This window comes from Methylophilus luteus, from assembly GCF_042676265.1.
In the GTDB taxonomy this organism is placed as follows: Bacteria; Pseudomonadota; Gammaproteobacteria; order Burkholderiales; family Methylophilaceae; genus Methylophilus; species Methylophilus luteus.
On sequence record NZ_JBHTKB010000001.1, the window covers coordinates 123,721 to 139,250 of the forward strand.

15 protein-coding genes are annotated in these 15,530 nt (G+C 55.9%); 9 read left to right on the forward strand and 6 right to left on the reverse strand.

Annotation, left to right across the window (positions count from 1 at the left end; translation table 11 throughout):
• The 6 genes from ACFQ1Z_RS00560 (at position 1) to pdxR (ending at position 7,778) form a co-directional block, all read left to right on the forward strand.
• Positions 1-1,128: an ABC transporter permease gene (locus ACFQ1Z_RS00560; RefSeq protein ID WP_379054579.1), complete on the forward strand. Its 1,128-nt coding sequence runs from the start codon at positions 1-3 to the stop codon at positions 1,126-1,128.
• A 29-nt stretch (positions 1,129-1,157) separates the two neighbouring features.
• Positions 1,158-2,045 (forward strand): ABC transporter permease, encoded by an 888-nt coding sequence (locus ACFQ1Z_RS00565; protein ID WP_379054581.1) that lies wholly within the window; start codon positions 1,158-1,160, stop codon positions 2,043-2,045.
• Positions 2,038-3,867: an ABC transporter ATP-binding protein gene (locus ACFQ1Z_RS00570; protein WP_379054583.1), complete on the forward strand. Its 1,830-nt coding sequence runs from the start codon at positions 2,038-2,040 to the stop codon at positions 3,865-3,867. Before ACFQ1Z_RS00565 ends, ACFQ1Z_RS00570 begins: the two co-directional genes overlap by 8 nt.
• A 96-nt stretch (positions 3,868-3,963) precedes the next feature.
• Positions 3,964-5,058 carry an LLM class flavin-dependent oxidoreductase gene (locus tag ACFQ1Z_RS00575; RefSeq protein WP_379054585.1) on the forward strand — a complete coding sequence of 365 codons (1,095 nt, stop codon included), beginning with the start codon at positions 3,964-3,966 and terminating at the stop codon, positions 5,056-5,058.
• Positions 5,059-5,086: 28 nt separating this feature from the next.
• Entirely contained in the window at positions 5,087-6,238 is a 1,152-nt protein-coding gene (locus ACFQ1Z_RS00580; protein ID WP_379054587.1) for an LLM class flavin-dependent oxidoreductase, read from the forward strand.
• Between the two features lie 100 nt (positions 6,239-6,338).
• Entirely contained in the window at positions 6,339-7,778 is a 1,440-nt protein-coding gene (gene pdxR / locus ACFQ1Z_RS00585; RefSeq protein ID WP_379054589.1) for a MocR-like pyridoxine biosynthesis transcription factor PdxR, read from the forward strand.
• Positions 7,779-7,803: 25 nt separating this feature from the next.
• Here the strand turns inward: pdxR and ACFQ1Z_RS00590 are convergent, their stop codons facing one another.
• The 5 genes from ACFQ1Z_RS00590 to ACFQ1Z_RS00610 all read right to left on the reverse strand — a co-directional run bounded on the left by ACFQ1Z_RS00590 (position 7,804) and on the right by ACFQ1Z_RS00610 (position 12,287).
• Complete coding sequence (locus tag ACFQ1Z_RS00590; RefSeq protein ID WP_379054591.1) at positions 7,804-8,439, reverse strand: FMN-dependent NADH-azoreductase; 636 nt, start codon at positions 8,437-8,439, stop codon at positions 7,804-7,806.
• Between the two features lie 100 nt (positions 8,440-8,539).
• Positions 8,540-8,947, reverse strand: coding sequence for a cupin domain-containing protein (locus ACFQ1Z_RS00595; RefSeq protein WP_379054593.1), 408 nt, complete (start codon positions 8,945-8,947; stop codon positions 8,540-8,542).
• A gap of 36 nt (positions 8,948-8,983) precedes the next feature.
• Positions 8,984-9,745, reverse strand: coding sequence for an SDR family oxidoreductase (locus ACFQ1Z_RS00600; protein WP_379054595.1), 762 nt, complete (start codon positions 9,743-9,745; stop codon positions 8,984-8,986).
• Positions 9,746-9,945: 200 nt separating this feature from the next.
• On the reverse strand, positions 9,946-11,052 hold the full coding sequence (locus tag ACFQ1Z_RS00605) for an NADH:flavin oxidoreductase/NADH oxidase (RefSeq protein WP_379054597.1): 1,107 nt from the start codon (positions 11,050-11,052) through the stop codon (positions 9,946-9,948).
• 38 nt (positions 11,053-11,090) lie between these two features.
• Positions 11,091-12,287 (reverse strand): MFS transporter, encoded by a 1,197-nt coding sequence (locus tag ACFQ1Z_RS00610; RefSeq protein WP_379054598.1) that lies wholly within the window; start codon positions 12,285-12,287, stop codon positions 11,091-11,093.
• A 92-nt stretch (positions 12,288-12,379) separates the two neighbouring features.
• On the opposite strand from ACFQ1Z_RS00610, the gene ACFQ1Z_RS00615 reads away from it, so the two are divergent.
• Together ACFQ1Z_RS00615 and ACFQ1Z_RS00620 are read left to right on the forward strand one after the other, a co-directional pair.
• On the forward strand, positions 12,380-12,694 hold the full coding sequence (locus ACFQ1Z_RS00615; RefSeq protein ID WP_379054600.1) for an ArsR/SmtB family transcription factor: 315 nt from the start codon (positions 12,380-12,382) through the stop codon (positions 12,692-12,694).
• A gap of 116 nt (positions 12,695-12,810) precedes the next feature.
• Complete coding sequence (locus ACFQ1Z_RS00620) at positions 12,811-13,677, forward strand: DMT family transporter (RefSeq protein WP_379054602.1); 867 nt, start codon at positions 12,811-12,813, stop codon at positions 13,675-13,677.
• Here ACFQ1Z_RS00620 and ACFQ1Z_RS00625 read toward each other — a convergent pair.
• A complete protein-coding gene (locus ACFQ1Z_RS00625; RefSeq protein ID WP_379054604.1) occupies positions 13,663-14,406 on the reverse strand; it encodes an SDR family oxidoreductase in 744 nt (247 codons plus the stop codon). The genes ACFQ1Z_RS00620 and ACFQ1Z_RS00625 overlap by 15 nt on opposite strands.
• Before the next feature lie 62 nt (positions 14,407-14,468).
• Between ACFQ1Z_RS00625 and ACFQ1Z_RS00630 the strand changes: the two genes are divergently transcribed.
• Positions 14,469-15,485, forward strand: a complete 1,017-nt coding sequence (locus ACFQ1Z_RS00630) for a GlxA family transcriptional regulator (protein WP_379054605.1) — start codon at positions 14,469-14,471, stop codon at positions 15,483-15,485.
• Positions 15,486-15,530: the final 45 nt, after the last annotated feature.

Consider the following 15,530-nt stretch of genomic DNA (forward strand, 5'->3'; position numbering starts at 1 on the left):
ATGCAAAATCTGGAACTGAAGGACGTTACACCGGCCTCGTCTGGCCAGGTTGAAGCCGCGGCAACAGCCGATCTTATCGACCTGACGCCGGCGGCTGCAGCGGAGACAGCCCGGCAAGCGCCGGTAACAGAAAATGGTTCAGCCGCTAAACAGGCGAAAAAAAGTTTTTTTTCATCCTATTTATTCAAGTGGATAGTCAAGCGCACCCTGTCCAGCATAGTCGGGCTGTTTGCCATTTCGGTGCTGGTGTTTATCGCCACCCAGGCCTTGCCCTCAGACCCGGCGCGCGTGATCTTGGGACCTGAGGCTTCAGAAGAGGCGATTGAGACACTGCATCACCAGTTAGGGCTGGATCAATCGCTGCTCAGCCAGTACCTGCACTGGATCACGCCAGCGTTGCAAGGCGATTTTGGGGTTTCCATAGATTCCAAAATGCCGGTCGTCAGCCTGGTGGCAGGCAAGGTGAACAACACACTAATACTGTTAGGGTTCACGCTGGCGCTATTGATCCCGGCCGCCTTTGTCATCGGCATTTACCTGGCCTTGCATAAAGATGCACTGCTAGACCGGGTGTCTATCTCGCTGCTGATCTTTGTCAAAGCGGTGCCCAGCTTTGCCATCGCCTATGGCCTGGTGATGTTGCTGTCTACCCTGGTATTCAATATTTTTCCGGCAGTGTCACTGATACAGTCCACCCAGCCCATCTGGGGCCAGCTGGAGTTCATGGTGCTGCCCATGCTGACCCTGGTGCTGACCAGTCTGCCTTACCTGGTGCGGCTGATCAGAGGTTCATTGATAGAAGTGTTGCAATCCGATTTTATTATTTCTGCGCATCTGCGCGGCCTGAGCAAGACACAGGTGATCTGGAAATATGCCATCCCTAACGCAGTGATCCCCACCATACAGGCGATCGCGCTGATCGCCAGCGTGTTGCTGGGTGGTGCGCTGGTGGTCGAGGTGGTGTTCGCTTATCCAGGCATAGGCAGCGCACTCAATGCAGCGGTGGATATCCGCGATATCCCGGTGATACAGGCGGTGGTGGTGTTTTTAGCTTCTGGCGTGATGGCGATCAATCTGCTGGCCGACATTGTGACGGTGTTATTGACCCCTAAACTCAGGACTGCCTGAAACAACAAACCTATACATAGACAAATAGCATGCGCGCACTTAAATCCTTTATTGCCAGCAGTAACAGCCAGATCCGGCTCGGGCTGTTACTGACCCTGTTTATCCTGCTGGTTGCCCTGTTGGGCCCATGGTTTGCGCCTTACCCGGCGCAGGAGATGGTGGCCGCCAGATATAGCGGGCCGCAGTCTGCTGCCTGGCTGGGCGCTGATTACCTGGGTCAGGATGTGCTGTCGCGCGTTTTGCATGGCGGCATTTCCATCGTCTGGATGTCTGTGGTCTCGTCATTGCTGGGCTTGGGTATAGGCATCGCTTTCGGGCTGGTGGCCGGTTTTTTCAAGCACAGGACCGACCAGGTCATTATCTGGATCGCCGATATTTTCCTGGCCTTTCCGCACCTGATACTGGTGTTGCTGGTGGTCTCCATGCTGGGCAGGGATAAATGGCTGATCGCCATCACGGTGGCGATCGCCTTCGTGCCTGGCGTGATCCGCCTGACGCGTAGCCTGACGCTGTCAGTGTCCAAACATGAATACATAGAAGTCGCAGAAATGATGGGCTACCCGCATCACCAGATCTTGCTGCGCGAGATACTGCCTAATATTTTGACGCCGCTGCTCATTCACCTGGGCACCATGCTGTCATGGTCAGTGGCACTGCTGTCCGGGCTGAGTTTTCTTGGTTATGGCGTGGCTCCGCCAGAGGCCGACTGGGGCCTGATGGTCAATGAGAACAAAGGTGGCCTGCAGATACAGCCATTCTCCATTCTGGTCCCCATCGTGTTGATCGCGGTATTTGCCTTGGGCGCCAATCTGCTGGCCGAAGGCCTGGGACGCAGGTTCTCGCGCATCAGCGAAAGTGGTCAACCTGCAGCAGACGCGAACGAGCCTGCTAAAACTGAGGGCAAGGCCTATGCTTGATTCAGTGCAGCTTCAGCCAGCCCTCAGCCCGGCACTGCAGGTCAAAGACCTTGCCGTCGGCCTCAGCGATGGCACTGCCATAGTTTCCGGCATCAATTTTGAGGTGCAGGCAGGGCAGATCCTGGCACTGGTCGGCGAATCTGGCTCGGGCAAAACCACGATCGCTACAGCCCTGCTGGCGCATACCCGCGCTGGCGCACATATCAGCGCGGGTGAGATCAGGATAGGCGGGCTGGATATCCTGGCGCTGGATGCACAGCAACTACGCCGCGTGCGGGGCAAGCAGGTCAGCTATGTGCCGCAGAACCCGTCTACCGCGCTCAACCCTTTGATCACTATCCGCGCCCATCTGCAGGATGTACTGCGCGCGCACCAGCCGGGGTTAACGGTAGCGCAACAACACGCCAGCATAATCAGCGCCCTCAAAGATGTAGAGTTGCTGCACGATGACGCCTTCCTCAACCGTTATCCGCACCAGCTCTCTGGCGGGCAGCAGCAACGCGTGATGCTGGCATTGTCTTTTATCACCAGGCCGGGCGTGATCGTGCTGGATGAGCCGACCACGGCGCTAGATGTGACCACGCAAGCCAAAGTGCTGTTAACGGTGAAAAAGCTGTGCCAGAGTTACGGCGTGGCCGCCATTTATGTGTCGCATGATCTGGCCGTGGTCAAACAGATCGCCGACCATGTCATCGTGCTCTACGGTGGCCGCATAGCTGAGCAGGCCAGCACCGCCCAGCTGTTCTCGCAGCCGCTGCACCCTTATAGCCAGGGCCTGATCAGTGCCATCCCCGATATTCATTTACGCAGCATCCCTGTCCCCATAGGCGGCAGTGCGCCATCGTTGCAGTCGCGCGGCAGTGGCTGCGTATTTGTCGCCAGATGCAAACTGGCCACTGCAGACTGCAACACCCTGGTTCCGCCACTGGCGCAGGTGCATGCCCACACCCAACATGCGGTCGCTTGCATCAATATGGTCAAGCCTTTGCCTTTAAAACTGGTCAGCCCGCTAGAAGTGGTGAAAGCGCGCGTGCCCGACGCTGGCAGCCAGCAGGCGTTAGCAGAGCAGCCCTTGCTGGCGGTAAACAAGCTTTCTGCCAGTTATGACGGCAAGGCTGTGTTAAAACAGGTTTCCTTCCATTTGCAACGCGGGGAATGCCTGGCGCTGGTAGGCGAATCCGGCTCCGGCAAAACCACCATCTCCAGGGTGCTGGCCGGACTCAATGCCCAGGCCAGCGGCCAGCTGTATTTCAATGGCGATGCCTTGTCATTCGTTGCCAGGAGCAGGCCGGCCGCCGTCAGCCACCAGATCCAGTACATTTTTCAGAACCCTTACCAGTCGCTGAACCCCAGGCAATCGGTACGGCAGACCCTGGTCAATGCCATCAGTCATTACTTTCCTGAGCGGCTCAGGCAAAAAGATGACATCGTCAACGCCGCCTTGCAGCGGGTCGCGCTGGACACTGCCATTGCCGACCGCTTTCCCCGAGAGCTTTCCGGCGGCGAGTTGCAACGCGTCTCTATCGCCAGAGCGCTGGTATGCGAACCCAGTCTGCTTATTTGTGACGAGATCACCTCTGCGCTGGATGTGTCAGTGCAGGCAGCGATTCTGGAACTGATCAAATCCTTGCAGAAGAACGGCCTGGCCATCATTTTTGTCACCCACAACCTGGGCATAGTGCGCTCGATTTCAGATCGCGTACTGGTACTCAAGAGTGGCGTGATCGTCGAATCCGGCGCAGTGGATGGTCTGCTGGATCAGCCGCGCCATGCTTATACCCGGGCCTTGATCAAGGATTCGCCTTCTATCGTTGACGTCTGACTATCGCTGATGCCCGGGCAAGCACCAGCCAGGCGCGTCTGCATCCTGGTCAGCTGTTTCAACCATTAAAAACCATATTTTGAAAGAGAGTAACGTATGCCAGTAGAGTTTGTCGGTGGCCTGTTCCCCCGCAATCAGTTAGCCCCGGGTGCAGCCAACCGCGGCAAGATAGACCTTGAATATCTGCGCGACCTGGCCAGGGCGCATGAACAGGCCGATTTTGACCGTGTGCTGATCGCCAATGGCGGTGGTGACCCGTTGTTTCTGGCGGCTTATGCCGCAGCCCATACTGAAAAGTTAGGCTTTATGCTGGCACACCGGCCGGCGTTGACCGCGCCTACGCTGGCAGCCCGCGCGTTTGCCACGCTGGACCATACCACCGGCGGCCGCATACGCCTGCATACGGTCACCGGCCATGCACCTGAGCCCGAGCATGGAGAGACCCTGCTGGATAAAGCCGCGCGTTATGAACGCGCCGGGGAGTACCTGGAGATAGTGAAAAAAACCTGGACTTCGGAAAAACCATTTGATTTTGACGGCAAGTATTTCCAGATCAAAGGCGGTTACTCGCCTATCAAGCCGCTGCAACAACCTTATGTGCCTATCTCACTGGGCGGCTCGTCCGACGCTGCCTATCAGGTCGCGGTGCAGCACACCGATCTATACGCACTCTGGGCCGAACCGCTGCAGGATATCGCCGCGCGTATAGGCAAGCTCAACAGCTACGCCCAGGCCGCCGGCGTAGTGGCGCCCAGGGTGAGCATGTCGGTAAGGCTGATCATAGGTGCCACCGAAGAGCTGGCGTGGGAAAAAGCCCAGCATATCGTGGCCGCATTAAAGCAGAACTTTCAAGCTAACCCATTCACCAGTGGGCGCGGTAACAGTGGCGGGGCCGAGCGGCAGCTGGCGATCGCCGAAAAAGGCGATGTGCATGACAAGGCGCTGTATATGGCGACTTCTACCGCCATAGGCGGCGGCACCGATTCCACCTCGCTGGTCGGTACCCCGGATACCATCATTGAATCACTGTTGGCCTATTACGACCTGGGCGTGACCACCTTTTTAAATCGCGGCTATGACCCGCTGTATGACGCCATCGACTATGGCCGTTACATCATCCCGGCGGTACGCGAAGAAGTGCGCAAGCGCGAGCTGGCCAGCCAGTCAGCGGCCAAAGTGGTCGCTTTATAACAAACTTGGGGCAGATAAAGAAATCATCATGAGCAATGTTTTATATTTCACCCGCCTGCCTTTGCATGGCGATACCCAGTACCTGCCTGGTGACCCGAGAAATCGTGGCGACTGGCATAAAAGCCCGGGTGAGGGCAGCGGGGCGGTTTCAGAGTTTGAGGTAGAAGACGATTTCAGCTATATCGATTACTTATCGCAGATCGCGCGTGCCGCTGAGATCAACCGTTTTGATGGCGTGCTGATGGTCAATGCGCCTGGCGGTGAAGAACCATGGACGGTCTGCTCCCTGCTGGCCAGGGAAACCCGGCGCCTGAAATTCGTTTCGGCTTTCCAGCCCTATCATTTCTCGCCATGGGCAGCCGTGCAAATGGCGGCCACTTACCAGCGCGCCAGCCGCAACCGCCTGATATGGAACATCATCAATGGTGGCTCCGAAGTCGTGCAGAAGCAAGTGGGTGACAATGTGGCGCATGACGACCGCTATGCCCGTGCCGATGAGTTTTTGCAGGTGGTCAAAGGCTACTGGAACAATGAATCATTCCACTTTGCAGGCAAATACTATACGGCCGAAGGCGGTGGCCGCAAAAGTGCACATAAAAAAGCGGCATTGCCACTGATATGCACCGCCGGTTCTTCTATCCCGGCACGCGAGTTTGGCGCCAAGCATGCCGACTATTATCTGATGCGTGCTGAAACGCCGGCTGAAATAGCGGCGCTGATAGCCGATGTCAAACAAAGGGCCAAACAATATGGCAGAGAAGATATCCGTTTCGGGCTTTCCATCGATGTCATCACCAGGGCGACCGAAGAAGAAGCCGTGGCAGAAGCCAGACGCTTTTTTGATGATGGCGTGCGCAGCAAAGCGGTGCAGGCGGTGGCTGCCCATGCAGGCTTGCGTTCGGCCAGGCGGCTCAGTCATGAGCATGACTATGCAGGCGAAGAGATCAAGAATTTTGAAGATTTCTTTATTTATCCCAATGTCTGGTCCGGCTTTGGCTATATAGGTATCCCGCCGGGATGCGCGCTGGTTGGCAGTTACCTCAACGTGGCAAAACGCATACAGGAATATCAGGACATAGGCATTTCCATGTTCTTCCTGGCTGGTTATCCGCACCTTGAAGAAACCTATAGACTGGGTGAGCATGTGCTGCCCTTGTTAAGAAAAGGGCGTATAGACTGAGTCAACGCCGCCACTGGGCTGGCGGCGGCAAAAAGTACTCCTGTGATCGCCTGCGTCAGGTATTATCAGCAAATCATAAAACGGTGCATATGGCTGATTGATGGAAACCCCGGCAAAAAAACTGATACAACTGGACCCAGACGCCGCACTGCCTATCCATCTGCAGATCTATCAGCGCTTTAAAGCCGCCATAGCAAGCAACCTGCTCAAACATGGCGACCGTATTCCTTCTACCCGTACCCTGGCCAGTGAGCTGGATGTGGCCAGGGGCACGGTGGAAAGTGCCTACGCCATGCTGCTCGGTGACGGTATCTTTGAATCCCGGGGCCAGGCCGGAACTTATGTCAGCAGCCTGCTGCGCAAAACGGCGACCAAAAAACTGCGCACCATGGCTGCGCCGGCCACTGCGCGTGCCAGCCAGACTGCCAATCTTGAACTGGCGCCATCCATTTCGCATGTCTATCTGCCAGGTTGCCCGGCATTTGATGCTTTCCCGCGGAAAGTGTGGGCGCGGCTGAGCGGGCACCGGATGCGCAGCCTGTCAGCAGAAGAGATGCGGCTCAAGGAACCGCAAGGCTATGCGCCGCTCAGGCAATCGATCGCCGCTTATCTGCGGCTGGCGCGCGGGGTGGAGTGTGAACCCGAGCAGATATTCATTACCAACGGTTATCAGGGTGCGCTGGATTTTTTAAGCAAAGTGCTTAAGTTCCAGGGTGCCAGCATCTGGATGGAAGACCCCGGGTTTTTGCTGGCAGCCATGCTGCTCAAAGACCTGGGCGCGAATATCGTGCATGTGCCTATCGATGAGCAAGGCCTGATCGTCAGCGCCGGTATCGCGCAATGCCCGCAGGCCAAACTGGCGATCGTGACGCCCTCGCATCACAGCCCGCTGGGGCTGACATTGTCGGCCGCGCGGCGCATGCAATTGCTGGAATGGGCCAGCCAGAACGATGCCTGGGTGATAGAGGACGACTACGATGGCGAGTTCCGTTATTCCGGCTATCCGCTGCCGGCACTGAAAAGCCTGGATCAGTACGACAGGGTGATTTATGCCGGTAGTTTCAGCAAAACCATTTTTCCTTCGCTGAAGATAGGGTATATCGTGGTGCCGCCCAGCCTGGTCGATGCCTGCCAGGAGAAAGCGTTTATCTACCAGCGCGGGTTTTCCATCACCTCGCAGATGGTGGTGAATGACTTTATCAGCGAAGGGCATTTTTCGCGCCACCTGAAAAAAATGCGCGATTTATATGCGCACAGGCGCGAGCTCACCAGCCAGGCGCTGATGGATGTGCTGGCACCGCATATCGAGGTCAGCTCGCATAAAAATGGCATGCACTTTGTGGCAGCGCTGGATAAGAAATATGCAGATACGCAGGTGTGCGCCGGTTTCAACCAGCTCGGTTATGGCATACACCCGATTTCAACCTGGAGCGTAGGGGCTAGCCATAATGGCCTGATCATAGGCTTTACCAATGTGGCGAACAGAAAAGTCGCTGAAGAAACCGCACTCAAACTCAGGCACAGTTTTCTGGCGGCTTAAATGCCTGCCAGCCGCATCTGGCGGTTCAAATGCCCGTCAGCCAGCGGCTGGCGAGTGCATCCAGGGTGTGGCGGGCCTGGGCCAGCAGTTGCGTTTTTGCCAGGCTGTCAATATTTTCCAGCGGTTGCACATCGACGAATACCGGGTCATCGGCACCCATAAAGGCAAAGGCGGCTTGCAAGGCCGGGCGCAGTGCATCCATGTTGTGCCACGGGCTGCCAGGACGCAGATCAGCGCCCCTGGTGGTGATGAACAGTATTTTGTGCTGCGCCAGCTTGCCGCTGGTGCTGCCGTCTGCATTCAGGGTATAAGTCAGGTTGACGCGCACCAGCTGATCTAGCAGTGCCTTGAAACTGGCCGGCATGCAGAAGTTGTACATAGGCATGGCACACACCAGCATATCTGCCATCAGGGCGCGTGCGCAAAGATTATCCGAGTATGACAGTGCCTGCTTCATGGCCGGGCTGCGCTCTGCCGCCGTGGTATAAAGGGCCTCTATAAACGTAGCGTTCAGGGGCGGCGGGCAGTCTGCGGCGGTATCTATATAGTCCAGCGCCAGGTCTGGCAGGCTGTGCCTGAGCCGCGCTATAAAATAGGCCGACAGCATTCTGGAGCTGGAATGTGCGCGTCTGGCGCTGGCATCGATCTGCAACACTCTCATGTTTCTCCCCCCATAGTTTGCTTTCATGGTTTACCCCGGTCATCCTGACTGCAAGCCACAGGCCGGATGCCTATTGCCAGCATCCGGCCCTGATATGCGCTTAATCGACAGGCATCACCGGTGGTTTGTTTTTATCTTTCAGCAGCAATACCACGAACTTTGCCGGTTTGGTTTTGCTGGCGTTGCGGCCTATGCTGTGTATATCTTGCGGGCCTTCATAAAAAGTCTGCCCCGGGCCCAGGTGTTGCTCCTTGCCGCCCTTGACCGCCATCACGATATTGCCTTCCAGCACATAGACAAAACAATGCGCTTCGTGCTTGTGTGGCGTCTCAACCTCGCCGGGTTTGTAATCCACGCTGAGCATGATGACTTCTTTGCCCGGCATATCAGCCAGGTCTTTGTTCATCAGCATGGTCAGGTCAGGGTGGTCGTGGCTACCCTCATGCGCCATCACGGCGCTGCTGGTCAATAAAGCCAGGGTGACGAATAATGTTTTCAGCTTTTGCATGATCTATCTCCTTTTCAGTAGTGGGTATACAGCGGATTACTTGAATGTTCTGCTCGGGTCAGCCAGCCACGCTTGCAGGTGGGTAGTGCCAAGCAAAGTGTGGTATTCGGGAGTGAGCGTAGTGTCATCTATCTTGAAGGTCTGCACATACAGTGCACTCTCATCAGTGATCACCTCACGCGCGTCCTGCTGCGCGAGCAGGGCGCTGCGGGCGAACTCGCTGAGGGCGATCTGTTCTGGCCCGGCAATATCGACGATGCCGTTGTAAGCGTTGCTGGCGGCGATTTCGGCAATAGCAGTTGCTACGTCTATGGCGGCGATAGGTTGCAGTTTTGCCGAAGGCAGGCGCACCTGCTGGCCTGTGGTCGCCGCCTGGGCGATCAGCAACACGAACTCATAAAACTGGGTGGCACGCGCAATGGTGTAAGGGATGCCGGAAGCTTTGATCAGGGCTTCCTGTTTCAGCTTGCCTTGAAAATAGCCGGAGTTTTGCAGCTTGTGGGTGCCGACCACAGACAGCGCGATATAGTGTCTGACGCCGCTGTTTTTTGCCGCCGCGATGATGTTGCCAGTGGCCGTTTCAAAAAAGCTGCGCGCGGCGTTATCCTCAAAGCTGGGCGCATCCGTGGTGTCGATCACGATCTCTGCATTCTGTAATACCGCCGCCAGACCTTCACCTGTGACTACATCTACGCCCTGCTTACGCGTCGCGGCAATCACCGTGTGGCCTTGTGCCTGCAGCACGTCTACCACTTTACTGCCGATTAATCCTGAACCGCCAAATACAACGACTTGCATGTGTCTCTCCTAAAAATTATTGAAATAAATAACATCACGACAGCAGCCATGGTAAAGAAGCGCAGGGCGAGACTACAGAGCCATCATTTGCATAAATGGTTGGGCCATGTTGTAAAACAGACGTTGATGCAGCCCAGCTCAGGCCATATATGTAAAAACCTGCCAGGTGGCAGGTTTTTGGGGGGAGGTAAACAGCTCGATCAGGCTTCGGTCGGGCTTCTATATCTGGCCAGCCAGTGCGCATAAGGTGCAGGCAGCACCCAGGCCGGGTTGTCCTGTTTCAGCTGTTTGGCAGCAAAGTAAGGCCAATGCGGGTTTTCCAGGTGGGCGCGTCCTATCATGACCAGATCCAGTTCTTGATTGCGGATGGCATTGTCTGCCAGTGCCGGCGCGCCGAAGCCCCAGGCGGATGAAACCGGGATAGCGGCCTCGTTGCGTACGCGTTGCGCGACAGGTGCCAGAAAAGCTGGCCCCCACGGGATATTAGTTTCAGGGATGGTAAAGCCGACACTGACGCTGAGCATATCCAGCCCGCGCTGTTTCCAGGCTTTGACTAACTGTATTGATTCGCTCAGGGTCTGTTCGTCATTGCCATCGTATTCGATCACGCCAAAGCGCGCGGTCAGCGGCAGGTGCTCCGGCCACACGGCACGTATCGCTTCCAGCGTTTCTATGGTGAAGCGTGAGCGGTTTTCAAAGCTGCCGCCGTAAATATCGCTGCGGCGGTTAGAGTGGGCCGAGGTGAAACTTTGCCCCAGGTAACCATGTGCAAAATGGATCTCCAGCCATTCAAAGCCTGCGGCTAGCGCACGTTGGGCGGCGGCGGCAAAGTCATGCTTGACGCGGGCGATATCGTCTATGCTCATTTGTTTAGGCACGCGCGGCAGGTCGCCGCCAAATGCCAGCGCAGAAGGGGCGATGGTTTGCCAGGCGCGTGCATCGCTTTCCGGGATATGGTCATCGCCCTGCCACGGTTTATTGGCGCTGGCTTTGCGGCCTGCATGCGCGATCTGTATGCCGGGCACTGCGCCTGCGGCTTTAATGGCTGCCGCGATCTCGCGCAGTTTTTCTGCCTGCGCATCATTCCATATACCCAGGCAACCGGGGGTGATACGGCCTTCAGGCGCAACGCCGGTGGCTTCTACGATCACCAGGCCACTGCCGCCACGCGCCAGGCTGGTGTAGTGCGCAAGGTGCCAGTCATTGACCAGGCCATCTTCGGCCATGTATTGGCACATGGGCGGGATAGCGATGCGGTTTTTCAGAGTGACGTCTTTTAATTGGTAGCTAGAAAACAAGTCAGCCATAGGGTTTCCTTTTGCGTGAGTTTTTTTAAAGTGTGTTTTTAAAGTGAGGTTGTGCTGGTGGCAGGTTTGCCTGAGACTAACTGCATCTCTATCAGCGCCAGTAGCAGGCCGGTAGAGACGATGCTGGCGGCTATCCAGCCCAGGGCGGTCAGGCCCAGGCCATGCGAGATCACCAGGCCGCCTACCCAGGCACCGGCGGCATTGCCGATATTGAATGCGCCTATATTCATGGCGGAGGCGAGGGTAGGGGCGCCGCTGGCTTTTTCCAGTATCTTGATCTGCAATGAAGGCACGGCAGCAAAGCCGGCGATACCCAGCAGTGCTACCAGGCTGACCACCGCGATCTGGTGATGAGCGAACAATGAGAACGAGGCCAGGATGGCGATGATGAACAGCAAAGCGCCTAACAGCGTGTTATCCAGATGGATATCGGCGAGTTTGGCACCTATGATATTGCCTATCACCATGCCTGCGCCAAATAACAGGAACACCGGCGAGATGGCTGCTTCTGAAAAATGCGCGACATCTGTCAATAACGGCGCCAGATAAGTGAGCACGGCGAACAGGCCGGTGTCGACGATGATGGTCAGCAATAAACCGGCGATCACCTGCGGCTGCAGCAAAGTGCTGATCTCGGCTCGCACCTGCACTTTTTCGCCATGCTGGTCTTTAGGCAGCAGCAAATACAGCGCCGCCAGCGCGACCGGGCCTATCATGGTCACCGCCCAGAAAGTCGCGCGCCAGCCCAGCATCTGGCCTAGCCAGGTACCCGCGGGCACGCCTATCACATTCGCCACCGTCAGCCCGGTGAACATCAAAGCGATCGCCAGCGCACGTTTTTCTTTAGCCACCAGGCTGGTCGCCACCACGGCGCCTATGCCAAAAAAAGTACCATGGGCAAACGAGGTCACCACCCTGGCGATCATCAGCGTGGTGTAATCTGGCGCGATGGCGCAGATCAGGTTGCCGGCGGTGAATATGCCCATTAACCAGAGCAGGGAGTTCTTGCGCGAAAACTTGGCCATCAGTATAGACATGATGGGTGCGCCCACGGCCACGCCCAGCGCATACCCGGTGATCAGCAAGCCAGCCATGGGAATGCTGACCTGCAGGTCGCGGCTGACTTCCGGCAACAGGCCCATGATGACGAATTCGGTAGTGCCTATGCCGAACGCACCTGCCATCAATGCGTAAAGCGCGAGCGGGATGCCTTTTGGCAAAATCTCTGTTTTCATATTGCCTGCTTAAAAAATACTTAGATAAAATTCTATTGTTCGAATATAATCGAACTATGGAATAATATCAAGCACTGTGATAAATTTTAAACATGCGGCAAATTAAACACCCCAGCCTGGACCAGGTAGAACTGACAGATATCATGTATGCGCTGTCGGACCCGACGCGCCTGGAGATCGTAGGGCGGCTGGCCAATGCCGGGCGCAAGATGACCTGCGGCGAATTCGACCTCAACCGGCCCAAGTCCAGTATGTCGCATCACTTCAAGATATTGCGTGCTGCCGGGCTGGTAGAGACCCTGATCGAAGGTACCGAGCATTTGAATGCACTACGGGTAGAAGAGATAGAACAGAAATTCCCCGGCGTGCTGCACGCCGTGCTGCGCTCGCTTAATCCGCCGCGATAAGTCGTTAGCGCCGGTCGGGTTAAAGCAACTGTCGCTGCCTGCTACCTTAACCTGACCGCAACTCCAGCCACTTTGCTGGCACACCTGCTGTTAAAAACACATAGTAGAGAAGACTAATGGGCAATATCAAAACCTATCTGATGGCCACCATGGCGGCAATATTCTGGGGCGCCAATTTCAACCTGGCCAGGCCAGTACTGGCCGAAATGAGCCCTTATGTCGCTGGTGCCAGCCGCTATCTGCTGGCGGCTGCGGTCATGGTGTTGATTGCGCTGTTTAGAAAAAATGCTTTTTCATGGCGTCACTGGCCGGCCTACCTAACCTTGGGCGTGGTCGGCGTGTTCGGCTTTAACCTGTTTTTCTTCCTTGGTATGGAAACATCTTCAGCGATCAACGGCGCCCTGATCATGGCCTTGAACCCGTTGCTCACTGCAGTGCTGGGCTATGTGATCCTCGGCGACAGGCCAAGCAACCGGCAACTGATCGCTTTCCCGGTCGGTATCGCCGGGGTGGTGATAGTGGTATTGGGTGCCGGCGCGCAGCTCAGAGTTGCGACTGGCGATATATATATTCTGATCGCCACCCTCAATTGGGCGCTGTACAACGTGCTGGTGAAAAAGATGATGCCCAGCAATGTTGACGGTATCACCAACACTGCCGGCATCATGACCGTGGGCGCGCTGGCCTTGAGCCTGGCCGCTTTCTGGCATGGCGATCATTTTGTGCAACCCAGCCTGCATGGCGCGGCTGCCTTGCTGACCATGTCGCTGGGCGGTGGGGTACTGGCCTATCTGTTCTGGAATGCCAGCATCTCGCACCTGGGTCCATCCAAGGCGGCGATCTTTATGAACCTGGTGCCGGTCACCACCATGGTGATCGCCGCATTCGAGCATATGCCGCCCACGCCTGCGCAATTGTTCGGTGCATTGCTGGTGATCAGTGCGGTGACTTTCAGCTCGGTTTCGTTCTCAAAGCGAAGCTAGCCAATCGTGCAAGGTCAATTTACCCAACTGCGCCTGGCCTTGTGGTGTCAGTGAGCTATCATTCAGTACCAGGCCAAAATAAGCTGCCTGGGCATCCCGCACCACTTTGCGCTGGTCCTGTTTTGCGTGCAAGGCTGCCACGACCGCATCATGCAAAGGCAATTTCTCCGGCCCTGCAATATCAATGGTGCCATTGGCCGGTGCTTGCAATGAGATGCTGGCTAGCAACGCGGCGACATCTTCTGCTGCCATAGGCTGGAATAAGGCAGGAGATAAGCGTACGGTTTCGCCATCGGTTGAGGCGTGGGCGATACTGGTCAGGAACTCAAAAAATTGTGTGGCACGCACGATAGTGTATGGAATGCCAGCTGCCTTGATGATTTTTTCCTGCGCCAGCTTGGCACGGAAGTAACCACTATCCTGCAGATTTTCTGTGCCCACCACAGACAATGCCACATGATGTTTTACGCCTGCGGTTTTTTCAGCAAACGCGATATTGTTGCCAGCAGTCTCAAAAAAATGCATGACGGCAGTATCTTCAAAAGAAGGCGAGTTAGCGACATCGACAACGATGTCAGCACCTTGTAATACCTCCTCCAGACCTTCACCAGTAATGGTGTTTACGCCGGTATTGGGCGAAGCCGGGATGACTTCATGCCCAAGTTTCTGCAAGTTGCCCACCAGTTTAGTACCTATCAGGCCAGTCCCGCCTATCACTACAATTTTCATTTTTTCTATCCTCAGTTAGCGTAATGCATGATGTTGACTAGCTATTTTAATGATGAAAGAATATGGCTGAAATGACATATATCCCTAAATATCCGCCATCGTTACAAAGGCATGAGAAGCTGGTGCTGTTCGTCGCCTTCCCGCAAATGGGGCTGCTGGACCTGACGGGCGCACAAACCGTGTTCTGGGCCGCTTCACGCTATATGCAAGAGCGCGGCCTGCCGCCCTATGACAGGCATACTATCAGCATGCATGGCGGGCTGGTCAGCAGTGCCGAAGGCGTGGTGCTGCAGACGAGGACACTAGCCGATTTTGCCGAGGCTACCGTTGATACCATAGTGGTGCCAGGTTCACCGCACATCGTAGACGTGCTTGAAGAGTCAGGCGATCTGGCCTTATGGCTGAAGGGGCAGCATGCAAAAGTCCGGCGTATGGCTTCGGTGTGCAGTGGGGCATTTCTTCTGGCGCAAGCGGGCTTGCTGGACGACAAGCGGGCGGCGACGCATTGGGCGATGCTGGATTTGTTGCGTGAAAGATATCCCGCAGTCAAAGTCGATGGCGATGCCATTTTTGTCAACGAAGATGCGATATGGACCTCAGCCGGTGTCACAGCCGGCATAGACCTGGCGCTGGCATTGGTCGAGCAGGATTGTGGTCACGATATCGCGATGAAGGTGGCGCGTGAACTGGTGGTATACATGAAGCGTTCCGGAGGCCAGTCGCAATTCAGCGAGTTGCTGCAGTCACAATCCGCGGATACTACATTTGACACATTGCACGAGTGGATGCGTGCCAATCTGCAACAGCAAATCACGATAGATACGCTGTCTGCCCGGGCATGCATGAGTCCCAGAAACTTTGCCCGTGTCTACAAGCAGAAAACCGGTAAAACCCCCGCCAAAGCCCTGGAGATATTCAGGCTGGAAGCTGCACGCAGATTGCTGGAGCATTCTGCACACAGCATTGTGGAGATTGCAGATCGCTGCGGTTTTGGCGATGAAGAGCGCATGCGCATCACCTTTCACCGCAATCTGGCCGTGTCTCCTGCCGAGTACCGGAAAAGATTTTCTGCGGAATGATTCAGGCTGGAGTTTTTATAACGCCAAGTATCAAGTCTGGTTTGA

Excerpts from the sequence above, each read along its gene's own strand:
- ACFQ1Z_RS00590 (WP_379054591.1), bottom strand. The coding sequence starts at position 8,439 with ATGAGAGTGTTGCAGATCGATGCCAGCGCCAGACGCGCACATTCCAGC.
- ACFQ1Z_RS00620 (WP_379054602.1), top strand. The coding sequence starts at position 12,811 with ATGGGCAATATCAAAACCTATCTGATGGCCACCATGGCGGCAATATTC.
- ACFQ1Z_RS00575 (WP_379054585.1), top strand. The coding sequence starts at position 3,964 with ATGCCAGTAGAGTTTGTCGGTGGCCTGTTCCCCCGCAATCAGTTAGCC.
- ACFQ1Z_RS00560 (WP_379054579.1), top strand. The coding sequence starts at position 1 with ATGCAAAATCTGGAACTGAAGGACGTTACACCGGCCTCGTCTGGCCAG.
- ACFQ1Z_RS00600 (WP_379054595.1), bottom strand. The coding sequence starts at position 9,745 with ATGCAAGTCGTTGTATTTGGCGGTTCAGGATTAATCGGCAGTAAAGTG.
- ACFQ1Z_RS00580 (WP_379054587.1), top strand. The coding sequence starts at position 5,087 with ATGAGCAATGTTTTATATTTCACCCGCCTGCCTTTGCATGGCGATACC.
- ACFQ1Z_RS00570 (WP_379054583.1), top strand. The coding sequence starts at position 2,038 with ATGCTTGATTCAGTGCAGCTTCAGCCAGCCCTCAGCCCGGCACTGCAG.
- ACFQ1Z_RS00630 (WP_379054605.1), top strand. The coding sequence starts at position 14,469 with ATGGCTGAAATGACATATATCCCTAAATATCCGCCATCGTTACAAAGG.
- ACFQ1Z_RS00565 (WP_379054581.1), top strand. The coding sequence starts at position 1,158 with ATGCGCGCACTTAAATCCTTTATTGCCAGCAGTAACAGCCAGATCCGG.
- ACFQ1Z_RS00615 (WP_379054600.1), top strand. The coding sequence starts at position 12,380 with ATGCGGCAAATTAAACACCCCAGCCTGGACCAGGTAGAACTGACAGAT.
- ACFQ1Z_RS00625 (WP_379054604.1), bottom strand. The coding sequence starts at position 14,406 with ATGAAAATTGTAGTGATAGGCGGGACTGGCCTGATAGGTACTAAACTG.
- ACFQ1Z_RS00605 (WP_379054597.1), bottom strand. The coding sequence starts at position 11,052 with ATGGCTGACTTGTTTTCTAGCTACCAATTAAAAGACGTCACTCTGAAA.
- pdxR (WP_379054589.1), top strand. The coding sequence starts at position 6,339 with ATGGAAACCCCGGCAAAAAAACTGATACAACTGGACCCAGACGCCGCA.
- ACFQ1Z_RS00595 (WP_379054593.1), bottom strand. The coding sequence starts at position 8,947 with ATGCAAAAGCTGAAAACATTATTCGTCACCCTGGCTTTATTGACCAGC.
- ACFQ1Z_RS00610 (WP_379054598.1), bottom strand. The coding sequence starts at position 12,287 with ATGAAAACAGAGATTTTGCCAAAAGGCATCCCGCTCGCGCTTTACGCA.